This window comes from Janthinobacterium sp. GW456P, assembly GCF_002127655.1.
GTDB lineage: Bacteria > Pseudomonadota > Gammaproteobacteria > Burkholderiales > Burkholderiaceae_D > Janthinobacterium.
This window is the reverse complement of the sequence record NZ_NEHB01000002.1, coordinates 214,747-226,552: the sequence shown is the minus strand read 5'-3', so window position 1 is coordinate 226,552 and position 11,806 is coordinate 214,747. Positions and strand designations below refer to the sequence as shown.

Annotated in this window: 12 protein-coding genes; 5 read left to right on the top strand and 7 right to left on the bottom strand. The window is 65.5% G+C overall.

Going from position 1 to position 11,806, the window contains the following annotated elements:
• The first annotated feature begins 5 nt into the window (after positions 1–5).
• Both CBW66_RS03430 and CBW66_RS03425 read left to right on the top strand, forming a co-directional pair.
• A complete protein-coding gene (locus CBW66_RS03430) occupies positions 6–1,307 on the top strand; it encodes a dihydroorotase (RefSeq protein WP_086137050.1) in 1,302 nt (433 codons plus the stop codon).
• A gap of 87 nt (positions 1,308–1,394) precedes the next feature.
• On the top strand, positions 1,395–2,141 hold the full coding sequence (locus CBW66_RS03425) for a 1-acyl-sn-glycerol-3-phosphate acyltransferase (protein WP_086137049.1): 747 nt from the start codon (positions 1,395–1,397) through the stop codon (positions 2,139–2,141).
• A gap of 9 nt (positions 2,142–2,150) precedes the next feature.
• Here the strand turns inward: CBW66_RS03425 and CBW66_RS03420 are convergent, their stop codons facing one another.
• From CBW66_RS03420 to CBW66_RS03390, 7 genes are all read right to left on the bottom strand, one after another.
• On the bottom strand, positions 2,151–2,915 hold the full coding sequence (locus CBW66_RS03420; RefSeq protein ID WP_086137048.1) for an ABC transporter permease: 765 nt from the start codon (positions 2,913–2,915) through the stop codon (positions 2,151–2,153).
• 2 nt (positions 2,916–2,917) lie between these two features.
• Positions 2,918–4,162, bottom strand: coding sequence for an ABC transporter substrate-binding protein (locus CBW66_RS03415; RefSeq protein ID WP_086137047.1), 1,245 nt, complete (start codon positions 4,160–4,162; stop codon positions 2,918–2,920).
• A 20-nt stretch (positions 4,163–4,182) separates the two neighbouring features.
• Entirely contained in the window at positions 4,183–4,971 is a 789-nt protein-coding gene (locus tag CBW66_RS03410) for an ABC transporter ATP-binding protein (protein ID WP_086137046.1), read from the bottom strand.
• Positions 4,968–6,053 carry an acyl-CoA dehydrogenase family protein gene (locus CBW66_RS03405; protein ID WP_086137045.1) on the bottom strand — a complete coding sequence of 362 codons (1,086 nt, stop codon included), beginning with the start codon at positions 6,051–6,053 and terminating at the stop codon, positions 4,968–4,970. Before CBW66_RS03405 ends, CBW66_RS03410 begins: the two co-directional genes overlap by 4 nt.
• A gap of 1 nt (position 6,054) precedes the next feature.
• Positions 6,055–6,609, bottom strand: a complete 555-nt coding sequence (locus tag CBW66_RS03400; protein ID WP_086137044.1) for a carboxymuconolactone decarboxylase family protein — start codon at positions 6,607–6,609, stop codon at positions 6,055–6,057.
• A 118-nt stretch (positions 6,610–6,727) separates the two neighbouring features.
• Entirely contained in the window at positions 6,728–7,648 is a 921-nt protein-coding gene (locus CBW66_RS03395) for an AraC family transcriptional regulator (RefSeq protein WP_086137043.1), read from the bottom strand.
• A gap of 93 nt (positions 7,649–7,741) precedes the next feature.
• Positions 7,742–8,581, bottom strand: coding sequence for a symmetrical bis(5'-nucleosyl)-tetraphosphatase (locus CBW66_RS03390; RefSeq protein ID WP_086137042.1), 840 nt, complete (start codon positions 8,579–8,581; stop codon positions 7,742–7,744).
• A gap of 409 nt (positions 8,582–8,990) precedes the next feature.
• On the opposite strand from CBW66_RS03390, the gene CBW66_RS03385 reads away from it, so the two are divergent.
• From CBW66_RS03385 to waaC, 3 genes are all read left to right on the top strand, one after another.
• Positions 8,991–9,299 (top strand): H-NS family nucleoid-associated regulatory protein, encoded by a 309-nt coding sequence (locus CBW66_RS03385; RefSeq protein ID WP_086137041.1) that lies wholly within the window; start codon positions 8,991–8,993, stop codon positions 9,297–9,299.
• 90 nt (positions 9,300–9,389) lie between these two features.
• Entirely contained in the window at positions 9,390–10,772 is a 1,383-nt protein-coding gene (locus CBW66_RS03380; protein WP_086137040.1) for a phosphomannomutase/phosphoglucomutase, read from the top strand.
• Between the two features lie 4 nt (positions 10,773–10,776).
• Positions 10,777–11,799, top strand: coding sequence for a lipopolysaccharide heptosyltransferase I (gene waaC / locus CBW66_RS03375; protein WP_086137039.1), 1,023 nt, complete (start codon positions 10,777–10,779; stop codon positions 11,797–11,799).
• Positions 11,800–11,806: the final 7 nt, after the last annotated feature.

Sequence of the window (11,806 nt, the reverse complement as noted above, 5' to 3'; positions counted from 1 at the left end):
CGAGCATGACGACACTACATATCAAGAACGGCCACCTGATCGACCCTGCCAACGGCATCGATGGCTTGCAAGACCTGTTTATCGCCGATGGCAAGGTGCTGGCCGTGGGCAGCGCCCCGGCCGGCTTCAAGGCCGACACCACCTTTGACGCGGCCGGCCTGGTGGTTGCCCCCGGCCTGGTCGACCTGTCCGCGCGCCTGCGCGAGCCGGGCTACGAATACAAGGCGACCCTGGAATCGGAACTGCAGGCGGCGCTGCAAGGCGGCGTCACGAGCCTGATCTGCCCGCCCGACACCGATCCCGTGCTCGATGAGCCGGGCCTGGTGGAGATGCTGAAATACCGCGCCAAGACGCAGAACAAGGCCCACGTGCACCCGCTGGGCGCGCTGACCATGGGCTTGAAGGGCCAGTCGCTGACGGAAATGGCGGAACTGACGGAAGCGGGCTGCATCGGCTTCGCGCAGGCGGAAGAGCCGATCGAGGACACCACCGTGCTGCTGCGCGCCATGCAGTACGCGAACACCTTCGGCTACACGGTCTGGCTGCGTCCGCAAGACCCGCACATCGGCCGTGGCGGCATCGCCCACAGCGGCCCGCTGGCGTCGCGCCTGGGCCTGTCCGGCGTGCCCGTGATGTCCGAAACCATCGCCCTGCACACGATCTTTGAATTGATGCGCGCCAGCCGCGCGCGCGTGCACCTGTGCCGCATTTCCTCAAGCGCGGGCCTGGAACTGATCCGCGCCGCCAAGGCCGAAGGCTTGCCCGTCACCTGCGACGTGGGCGTGCACCACGTGCACCTGACGGACGCCGACATCGGCTTTTTCGATCCGAATGCGCGCGTTACGCCGCCGTTCCGCAGCCAGCGCGACCGCGATGCGATCCGCGCCGGCCTGTTGGATGGCACGGTCGACGCCATGTGCTCGGACCATACGCCCGTCGACGACGATGAAAAACTGCTGCCGTTCGGCGAAGCGTCGCCCGGTGCCACCGGCCTGGAACTGCTGCTGTCCCTGGCCCTGAAGTGGGCCGAGGACTATGCGCTGGGCCAGCCACAGGCGGGCGCCCGTCCGCTGGCGCGCGCCGTGGCCAAGGTCACGTCCGAGGCGGCCCGTGTCGCCGGCATCCCGGCCGGCAGCCTGGCCGTGGGCGAAGCGGCCGACATCTGCGTCTTCGATCCCGCCGCGCGCTGGACGGTGTCGTCGGCGTCGCTGGCCAGCCAGGGCAAGCACACGCCTTTCCTCGGCTATGAGCTGAGCGGCATCGTCAAGGCGACCATCGTGGCTGGACAGGTGGCGTTTCAGCGTTAAAAAATCAGATCCATGGGCCGGGGCATGCCGCCCCGGCATCCCTTGTCTGCTTCCGGATTTCGGTTCTGGTTTATTTGTTGGTGACATTTGAAACTTCTGCTTACCTGGCGCCTCGCGCGCATCGCCATGCACCTGAGCTGCGGCATGGCCAAGAGCGCCGTGCTTTTTCCCTGGCTGGACCTGGAAGGGCGCAACCGGCGCATCCGCCGCTGGTCGACGCAGCTGCTCGATATCTGCGGCGTGCATGTGGCGCAGCCGGCAGACAGCGTGCCGGCTCTCGACCATGCGATGGTGGTGGCGAACCACGTGTCGTGGCTCGACATCTTCGTCATCAATGCCGTCCACCCCTGCCGTTTCGTCGCCAAGGCGGAAATCCGCGCGTGGCCTATCCTGGGCTGGCTGGCGGGACGCGCCGGCACCATCTTCATTTCGCGCGGCAGCAAGCGCGACCTGCGCCTGATTTTCCAGGGCCTGGTGGATAAATTGACGGCGGGCGAACGCATTGCGTTCTTCCCCGAAGGCACGACCGCCGCGCAAGGGCGGATCCTGCCGTTTCACGCCAACCTGTTCGAGGCGGCCATCGACGCGCAAGTGCCGGTGCAGCCGTTTGCGCTCGTGTACGTGGATGACAAGGGAGCGCTGCATCACGCCGTCGACTTCATCGGCGAGATGAGCTTTGCGCAGAGCATGGTGGCGATCCTGAGCGGCCCGCCGATCACGGCGCGCCTGACCTGCCTGGCGCCAGTGGCGACGGCCGACGCGCACCGGCGCGAACTGGCGGCGGCAACGCAGGCGGCGGTGGCCGCCGCGCTGCCGCTGGAAAAGGCCGCTTAGCGCATTGGCTTAGGTCTTCACGTGCAGCCAGCGCGCATGCGCGGCGCGGGCCAGGTAGTCGAGGATGAAACCTAACATCCCGATCAGCACGATGGCAGCCATCAGCTCCGAATACGCGAGGCGGTCGCGCGTGTCGAGGATGAAGTAGCCGAGGCCTGCCGACACGCCCAGCATTTCGGCCGGCACCAGCACGATCCAGATGATGCCGATGGCCAGGCGCACGCCCGTCAGGATATCGGCCGTGATGCCCGGCAAAATCACCTTGAAGACGATCTCGCTGCGCGTAGCCGACAGGCTGCGTGCCAGCAGCAGCCAGTTCGGGTCGAGCCGCGCCACGCCGGCCGCCGTATTGAGCAAAATCGGCCAGACGGCCGCGAACGCCAGCAGGAAGTATACGGGCGCGTCGCCCACGCCCAGCACCATCACGGCGATCGGCATCCACGACAGCGGCGAAATCATGCGCAGCAGTTGGAACAGCGGCATGGCCGCGCCGGAAAAGCGCTTCGACATGGCCACCAGCACGCCGAGCGGCACGCCGATGACGATCGCCAGCCCCAGGCCCACGGCCACCCTTTGCAGGCTCAAGACCACGTGCAGCCAGATATCGGCACCGCCCACCATCTCCCTGAACGCCAGCGCCGTGGGCAAGGGCGCGAAGGCGGTGGCGATGGGCGTGGATTTCTCCAGCGCCGCCACGCCCATGGACCACAGCAGCAAGGCACAGGCCAGCCCCACCAGGGGCAGGCCGAATTTCGTGAACAACTTGCTTGCCATCGTCAGACCGCCACGGTTTCGCTGCGCAGCAGGTTGGCCGGCAAGCCGAAGGCGGCCGGGCCGCCGACTGCCGTGATGGCCTTGCGCACGAAGCGGTCGTCAACCAGGTCGCGCGCGGCAAATTTCGGATCGAGATTCGCCAGGAAGCGCGTATCGCCTTCGACCTTGGTGCGGCCGATGGCGCGCACCAGTTCTTCCGTGTACGAGGCAAACGGATACGGCTGGAAGTCGATGCGGCGCTGCTGCCAGTTCTTGTGCACGATCAGGCCCTGCTTTTCATAGCCGGCGTAGTCGGTGGTGGCCAGCACCTTGGTCAGCACCTGCAGCGGATGCGGCGTGTAGCGGTGCTCGCCCACGTTCGACAGCAGCTTGGCCGTGTCGACCTGGTTCGTGCGCGTCCACAGCTGCGCCTTGACGATGGCGTTGGTGACCTTTTGCGCCCATTCCGGGCGCGTATTGATGTCGCGCTCGGACAGGAAGGTGACGCAGCACGCATGGTTTTTCCACACGTCGCCCGAGAAGCGCAGGATCTTGCCGATGCCGGCGTTTTCCGCCGCCGCATTGAACGGCTCGGCCACGATGTAGCCGGCGATCGACTTGGCGGCCAGGGCCGAGACCATTTCGGCCGGCGCCAGCACGATCAGGTTGACTTCATTCGGCTTGATGGCCGCGTTGCGCGCGCGCGTGACCGGGGTCAGGCCGTTCGAGGACAGGATCTGCTGCAGCAGGATGTTGTGGATCGAGTACCAGAACGGGATCGCGACCGTGCGCCCGCCCAGGTCGGAAACCTTGTTGATTTCGTTGGCCACGGTCAGCGCGGAACCGTTGATGTGGTTCCAGGCGACGACCTTCGCCGGGAACTTGGCGCCGTAGCGCACCCACAGGGTGGCCGGCGACAGCAGGTGGATGACGTTCACCTGGCCGGCAACGAAGGCTTCGATGATCTGCGCCCAGCTGCGGAACAGGCGCGGCGTTTCCGCCTGCAAGCCTTCCGCCTCGAACAGCTTGCGCGCGTGAGCGACGAGCAGCGGAGTGGCGTCGGTAATCGGCAGGTAGCCGATCTTTACGGGCTGGTCATCGCCTTTCGGATCTTGCTGGGCCATGGCGTCGCCGGCGAACAGCAGGGGGGAGGCGACGCTGGCCGTGGCCAGGGCCGACATGCGCAGGAAGTCGCGCCGCGTCAGGCCGCAGTCGCAATCGGAGGAGGCGCAGATATGCAGGGGTTTGTTATCGTGTGGGAGGGACATGAAGGTTCCAGTAAAGTGCATTAGTGGGCGGCGTGGGCCTGATCTTGCTGTTGCAGCGCTTGCAGGGCGTCGAGGATGTCCATCTTGAGGGCGATCACGTCGGCGCTGTGGCCGATGCGGGGCTGGTCGATGGCGACGGACCATTCGCGCACGATGTTGCCCGGCTTGCCGCCCATGAGCAGGATGCGGTCGGCGACGAGGATGGCTTCGTCGATATCGTGCGTCACCAGCAGCACGGCCGTGTGCCAGCGGTGCACCACGTCGACCAGCAGCGACTGCATCTCGGCGCGGGTAATGGCGTCGAGCGCGGAAAACGGTTCGTCGGCGAACAGCAGTTCCGGTTCGCGCGCCAGCGCGCGGGCCAGCGCCACGCGCTGCGCCATGCCGCCCGACAGGGCGGACGGATACAGTTTTTCGCGCCCCTTCAGGCCCACCGCTTCGATGGCTTGCGCCACGCGCGCCTCGTGCGCTGCGCGCGTGAGCTGCGGCTGGTGCTTGAAGTCCAGGCCGAAGCCCGCGTTGCCCGTGACGTTCAGCCAGGGCAAAAGGCTCGCTTGCTGGAACACGAGGGCGCTGCGCGGGTCCGGTTCGCGCATGGGCGCATCGAGGAATTGAATGGCGCCCGTCGATGGCGGCTGCAAGCCGGCCAGCACCCGCAGCAGGCTCGATTTGCCGCAGCCGCTGCCGCCCAGCAGGCAGACGATCTCGCGTTTGCGCACGCCCAGCGAGACGTGCTGGAACACGGGCGCGCTGCCCGCATAGGAAAAGCTTAGGTCCTGCGCCTGCAAGGCCCAATCAGCAACGCTCATGCCGATGCTCCCGCCGCTTTCGCCGCCTGCTGGCTGTCGAACAGTTGCAAGGCCGCCTGCAACTGCGTCAGGCTGGGGGTGACGATGGGGATGAAAGACGATTCGCGCCAGCGGCGGGCGAAGCCCTGCTGCTCGGCGTTCAGGTAGGCGCGCCCGCCCATGGCTTGCAGTTCCAGCATCAGCGCCTGCTGCAGCACATCGGCCAGCTGTATGCGCAGGCGGAACATGGCCGGCGCCTGCGTCTTGAAGCGGCCATCGTGCACGCCGGCCAGCAGGGTGGCGACGGCGCCTTCCAGTGTCGTTTGCAGCGTTTCGATGCGCGGCGTGAGCTGGTTGCGCGAGCCGGCGGAAATCTGCGCCGCCTTTGCCAGGCTGGCGCGTGCCAGGCCGATCGACAGGCCGCACTGCATGCCGAGGAACGACGGGCGCACCTGCGGCAGCCAGGCTGGCGCATTGTCGCTGATGATGTCCGCGGCGGGGATGTGCACCTGCGCCAGCTTGACGGAAGCCGTATTGCTGCCGCGCAGGGCGATCAGGTCCAGGTCGTCGCTGCGCTGCACGCCCGCCGTGCCGCTGTCGAAGGCGACGATGACGGGCGGCGCGCCGTCGTTGGGCGCCACGGCCGCCGCCGCGACAAAGCCGGCCTTGCGCAGGTTGGTCACCCAGGCCAGGCCGCCGTCGACCAGCAAGCCGTCATCGTGGCGCGCGCCCGTGATTTGCAGCTGTTCGATGCCGGACAAGAATTTCATCGCGTTCGACAAACCGCTGGCTCCTGCCTGCGTGCCGGCCAGCAGGCCGGGCAAGCGGCGCTCGGCCAGCGCGCGGTTCTCGCTTTGCAGCAGGAATTCGATGAAGCAGCGCTGGCCCCAGAAGACAAAGGCCGCCGTCACCGATTGCTCGGCCACTTTGGCGATGGCCTCGATGGCGTCGCGCACGTCGCCGCCCGCGCCGCCGTGTTCCTGCGGCACGCCGATGGCCAGCAGCTTGTCGCCGGCCAATGCCGGTAATACGGTTTCAGCCAGCTCCGACGATTGATCGAGTTGGTCGGCATGCATGTGCAGCCAGTGAGTGAGGTTCGCCATGTCAGACGGCGCCAGGCAGGTAGGGCGTCAATTGTGGATTGACCGGCGTGCCGGCCAGGCTGTTGGAGAAATTGCACAGGGTGGCCAGGCTGATGCCCAGCACGACTTCCAGCGCCTGTTGCTCGTTATAGCCGGCGGCCAGGAAGGCTTGATAGTCGCTGTCGGCGACGGCGCCGCGCGTGGCGATGACGGCCGTGGCGAAGGCGGCGACGGCATCGAGCTTCGTATCGCCCGTCGGCTGGCCGTGCTGCAGGGCGCGCACCGTGTCCGGTGTCTGGCCCGCTTTTTTCAGCGAGATGGCGCTATGGCCGGCGATGCAGAAATCGCAGCCATGGATGCGCGCGGCCGTGATCTGCACCACTTCGCGTTCCATCAGGCTCAAGCTGGCGCGCGCATTGATGCCGGAGACGGTCAGATAGGTTTCCAGTGCCAGCGGGGCATTGGCCAGCACGCCGATCAGGTTGGGCAGGAAGCCATTGTTGGCGATGGCTTTTTCCACGAAGGGGCGGCTGTCGGCCGGGGCGGTATCGAGAGTGTGCAGCGTCAGACGGGACATGGGGTACCTTGCTAAGTTAGTAAGTCACCCGGTCATTATATCGGCCATGCCGTGCACGCAACAGACGTCAGCGTCGTCCTTTTGTGCTCGTTCGTCTGCGATTGTGGAATGCTTGACGTCAGCTGGCGAGCTGACGCTGGCGCTGGTCGCGCCGGTAGGCGCCCGGCTGCTCGCCCGTGACCCGCTTGAAGGCGCGCGTAAAGGCGGCGTGCGAGCGGTAGCCCACCAGTTCGGCCGCGCGTTCGACGGAGACGCCGTCGTGCAGGCGCCGCGCGGCGATCTTCATGCGCAGCAGGAGCAGGAACTGGGCCGGCGAGTGGCCGCTGGCGCTGGCGAAATGCTTGCAGAAGCTGGCGCGCGACATGCACGCTGCCTTGGCCATGTTCTCGATCGACCAGTCGTCGGCAGGGGCGTCGAGCATGCGTTCGAGCAGCGGCGAAAACGCGGGCTGGTGCAGCAGCGACAGCAGGCCGGCCGCCACCTGTTCGCCCTGCGCCACATGGCGGATCAGGTAAAAGAACAGCAGCTCGACCAGGCGCGCGATGAGCGGTGACGGTTGCTCCGGATCGCCGCCGGCCTCAAGCAGGATCAAGTCGAACAGCGCGGCGGCGGCGCTGAAGGCGGGCGCGTCGCCGCGTATCAGCAGATACGGCGGGAAGGAGTCGACGATCAGCGCGGAGAGGGCGCCGCGAAATTGAAAGAAGCCGCAGGCCAGCGCCGTCGCTGGCTGCTGCGTGGGCGTTTGCAGCGGCAGCATCGCTTGCGCACTCACCGCCTGCAGCGGATCGCTGTGGGGACTGAGGAAGTGCGGCAAGTCGCGCAGCAGGAAGACGCCGTCGCGCGGGCCGAGCGCGATCGGTGCCGCGCCGTCGAGGTGCAAGTAGCAATGGCCGTCGAGCACCAGGTGAAAGCTGCCCAGTTCCCGGCCCGCCGTGGAAGCGCGCCAGCGGCCGCAGTACTGGCCCACATGCAGGACGGCGGTGTCGAGTTCCAGGCTGCCGAGCAGCCAGCGCGCCAGTCTGTCGGTATCAGGATGCATGGGATCGCAAAGGCAAAAGCTGCATCATACGGGCCAGACGCGGCAAGGCCAACGACCGATTTCGACTAAGCATATGCGCGCCAAGCTTGACGCTTACTGCTTGCCGCTGTGCTGCCGGAAGGCGGGACAATCGACTTGCAGCAAGGAGCGGTCTTCCAGGCACACGGCCGAGAGTTTTCCGCCCCAGACGCAGCCGCTATCGAGCCCGATCAGGTGCGGCCGTAGTAGCAGTCCCAGCGCCGACCAGTGGCCGAAGACGATGGTGTCGCCGGCGCTGCGCCGGCCTGGCACGTCGAACCAGGGCAGCAGGCCGGAGCCTGGCGGCGGGCTGCCGCTTTCCTTCACCTTGAAATCCATCACGCCGTCCGGCGTGCAAAAGCGCAGCCGCGTCATGGCGTTGACGATGCAGCGCAGCCGGTCGGCACCCTGCAGGTCGTCGCGCCAGGCGGCCGGCTCGTTGCCGTACATGGTGCGCAGGAACGCCACCCAATCGTCGCTGCGCAGCATGGCGGACACCTCCCCGCTCAGGGACAGGGCCTGGACCGCGCTCCATTGCGGCAGCAAACCCGCATGCACGAGCACATGGCCATCGTGTTCCAGGGCCAGTGGCCGCTGGCGCAGCCAGGTGATCAATTCCTCGCGGTCGGGCGCATCGAGGATGTCGGCGAGGGTGTCGGACGCATGCTCGGGCCGGATGCCGTTGGCCACGGCCAGCAAGTGCAAGTCATGGTTGCCCAGGACGCTGTCGGCCAGGCCTTGCCGCGCCAGTGCGTGCACGTGGCGCAGGGTGGCCAGCGAGGCCGGGCCGCGATTGATCAAGTCCCCCGCGAACAGCAGGCGGTACGGACCGCCCGCTGCCGCCTGGATCCGTTCGATCAATTCGACGGTTTGTGCATGACAGCCTTGCAGATCGCCGATAAAGTAAGTTTTCATATGTGCCGGGGTGAGGTGAACTACGCGCCTGTATTATAAGCATGCCCGCTCTTTGGCGTTGGGGCATTTCTGGCAGGTATCCGATTGCGCGCATGGCCGGCGGGAAGAAAAACGCGGGCGCCGATTATGCTGCATGGGAATTTGATTCAGCGGTATGTCACGCTGCCGTATAGCGATCATAATCGGCCGGCATGCCGGTCAGGCACGCGGGAATGCCATTTTATTCATGGTTATTCATTTTTCATGCGTGCTTCCGGATATTCTTCATTTAATCTTAATGTTGGCCCGCCAAATAAATCGAGGGCCGTGATTCAATTGATGATGGATTATGCGTTGGTGCACAGATATTTATGCAATGTAGTATATTCCACGTGATTTTATTATTTAAATGAATATAAAGGATGTACCAATGGATCTGTCTACGATGACGATGCTGGAATTGCGCAAACTGGAAGATAATGTCAAACAGGAATTGAAAAGCCGCGAGCGCCAAGACTTGAATAAAGCACGCGAACAGATCATGGCCATCGCGCAGCAAGCTGGCATTCCGCTGAAACAGCTGATACTCGATGGCTTGCACCCGCGCACGGGCAAAGTCGCGGTGCGTTACCGCCATCCTGAGAATGCGACCGAGCAATGGACAGGCCGTGGCCGCCAGCCGCTGTGGGTCAAGCAGTGGGTGGAATCGGGCAAGTCGATCGATCTGCTGCGCGTATAATTCGGTATACTCTTGGCACCGTGGCAAGCCGCCAGCCGCGCGCTGCACCTTGCCAGGTACCTTATTGACCCTACTTATACCGGCCACACCATGCTCCCATTGTCCAGAACGATCTTCAAGGCCTACGATATTCGCGGCATCATCGCTAAAACCCTCGATGCCGGCGTGGCATACAAGATCGGTCAGGCATTTGGCCAGGCCGCCTTGGCCAAGGGCGAGCAGCGGGTCGTGATCGGCCGCGATGGCCGTCTGTCGGGACCGGAACTGACGGCGGCGCTGGCGCAGGGCTTGCAAGCGGCCGGCGTCGACGTCATCGACCTGGGCGTGGTGGCCACGCCGATGGTCTATTTCGGCACGAATGTGCTCGACACGCGCTCCGGCATCATGGTCACGGGCAGCCACAATCCCCCCGACTACAACGGCTTCAAGATGGTGCTGGCCGGTGAGGCGATCCACGGCGAAGCGATCCAGGCGCTGTACCACAGCATTATGGCCCACGACGGCAGCGCCAGCGTCAACCGGGGCAGCTATGCCACGCACGATATCCGCGCCGCCTACCTGGAGCGCATCCTGGGCGACGTCAAGCTGGCGCGCCCGATCAAGATCGCCGTCGACTGCGGCAATGGCGTGGCCGGCGCGTTCGCGGGCGACCTGTTCCGCGGCATGGGCTGCGAAGTCATTGAACTGTTCTGCGACGTCGACGGCAATTTCCCGAACCACCATCCGGACCCGGCGCACCCGGAAAACCTGCAGGATCTGATCCGCTGCCTGGCCGAGACGGATGCCGAAATCGGCATCGCCTTCGACGGCGACGGCGACCGCCTGGGCGTGGTCACCAAGGATGGCCAGATCATCTATCCTGACCGCCAGATGATGCTGTTCGCCGCCGACGTGCTGACCCGCCACCCTGGCGCGCAGATTTTGTACGACGTCAAATGCACGCGCCACCTGGCGCCGTGGATCAGCAAGCATGGCGGCGTGCCGCTGATGTACAAGACGGGCCACTCGCTGGTAAAAGCCAAGCTGCGCGAAACGGGTGCGCCGCTGGGCGGCGAAATGAGCGGCCATATCTTCTTCAAGGACCGCTGGTACGGTTTCGACGACGGCCTGTATTCGGCCGCGCGCCTGCTGGAAATTCTCACGCGGGAAGCCGATCCTTCAGCTTTGCTCAATTCCCTGCCGCAGTCAGACAGCACGCCGGAACTGCACCTGGAACTGAAGGAGGGCGAGAACGTCGCGCTGATGGACATGTTGCGCCGCGACGCCGTCTTCCCCGGCAATGAACAGATCATCACCATCGACGGCTTGCGCGTGGAATACGCGGACGGTTTCGGCCTGGCCCGCTCGTCGAACACCACGCCGGTGATCGTCATGCGCTTCGAAGCGGAAACGCCGGCAGCCCTGGCGCGCATCCAGGGGCAGTTCAAGAGCGTGATCCTGGCCGCCAAGCCAGACGCGGTCCTGCCGTTCTGACAGCATGGCCGCTCAACCTGGCGCACAGGCGCCCTTGAAAATCCTGCTGGTGCGCGTGTCCTCGCTGGGCGACGTGCTGCATAACCTGCCGATGGTGGCGGACATCGCCCGCCATTATCCGGATGCGACCATCGACTGGGTGGTTGAAGAGGGCTACACCAGCCTGGTGCGCCTGAACGCGCGTGTCAATACCATTTTCCCGTTCGCGCTGCGGCGCTGGCGCAAGAGCCTGGGCAAGAAAGAGACGCGCGCGGAAATCGCCGCCTTCTTCCGCAGCCTGCGCCAGACGCGCTACGATTATGTGTTCGATACCCAGGGCTTGCTCAAGACGGGCATCATCATGGGCGCCGCGCGCCTGGCGCCGGGCGGACAGAAGGTCGGCCTGGCCAATGGCAGCGAAGGCTCCGGTTACGAAGGTATCTCGCGCCTGTTCCACACCAAAAGCATTCCGCTCGACCCGCGCACGCATGCGGTAGCGCGCGGCCGCCTGGTGGCTGCCGCCGCACTGGGCTACATGGTCGACACGCCGGCCGATTTCGGCTTGCCGGACGTCTCGCGCAGCGAACCGCGCCCGGACTGGATGGGCGAGGCGCCCTACTGCGTGTATTTCCACGGCACGGCGCGCGACGCCAAGAAATGGGCGCCGGAAAACTGGATCGCCCTGGGGCAGGCGCTGGCGCCCATGCCGATTTTGCTGCCCTGGGGTTCGCCCAGGGAAAAGGCGGAAGCCGAGCAACTGGCGGCCGGCCTGCCGAATGCGCGCGTGCTGCCGAAACTGTCGATGGGCGACGCCACCCTGCTGGCGCGCCACGCGGCGCTGGTGATCGGCGTCGATACGGGTCTCACGCATATCGCCGCCGCCTTCGTGCGCCCGACGGTGGAAATCTATGCCGATTCGCCGCGCTGGAAAACGGAAGGCAACTGGTCGCCGAACATCATCAACCTGGGCGACAAGGGCGCGCCGCCCGGCGTGCCGGAAGTGCTGGCCGCGGCACAACGCCTGCTGACCGAACATCCTCCTGCCTGACTTTAAC

Bases quoted from the DNA above. Each gene is read 5' to 3' on its own strand.
- CBW66_RS03430 (WP_086137050.1), top strand. From the start codon at position 6: ATGACGACACTACATATCAAGAACGGCCACCTGATCGACCCTGCCAAC.
- CBW66_RS03420 (WP_086137048.1), bottom strand. From the start codon at position 2,915: ATGGCAAGCAAGTTGTTCACGAAATTCGGCCTGCCCCTGGTGGGGCTG.
- CBW66_RS03415 (WP_086137047.1), bottom strand. From the start codon at position 4,162: ATGTCCCTCCCACACGATAACAAACCCCTGCATATCTGCGCCTCCTCC.
- CBW66_RS03410 (WP_086137046.1), bottom strand. From the start codon at position 4,971: ATGAGCGTTGCTGATTGGGCCTTGCAGGCGCAGGACCTAAGCTTTTCC.
- CBW66_RS03405 (WP_086137045.1), bottom strand. From the start codon at position 6,053: ATGGCGAACCTCACTCACTGGCTGCACATGCATGCCGACCAACTCGAT.
- CBW66_RS03400 (WP_086137044.1), bottom strand. From the start codon at position 6,609: ATGTCCCGTCTGACGCTGCACACTCTCGATACCGCCCCGGCCGACAGC.
- CBW66_RS03395 (WP_086137043.1), bottom strand. From the start codon at position 7,648: ATGCATCCTGATACCGACAGACTGGCGCGCTGGCTGCTCGGCAGCCTG.
- CBW66_RS03390 (WP_086137042.1), bottom strand. From the start codon at position 8,581: ATGAAAACTTACTTTATCGGCGATCTGCAAGGCTGTCATGCACAAACC.
- CBW66_RS03385 (WP_086137041.1), top strand. From the start codon at position 8,991: ATGGATCTGTCTACGATGACGATGCTGGAATTGCGCAAACTGGAAGAT.
- CBW66_RS03380 (WP_086137040.1), top strand. From the start codon at position 9,390: ATGCTCCCATTGTCCAGAACGATCTTCAAGGCCTACGATATTCGCGGC.
- waaC (WP_086137039.1), top strand. From the start codon at position 10,777: ATGGCCGCTCAACCTGGCGCACAGGCGCCCTTGAAAATCCTGCTGGTG.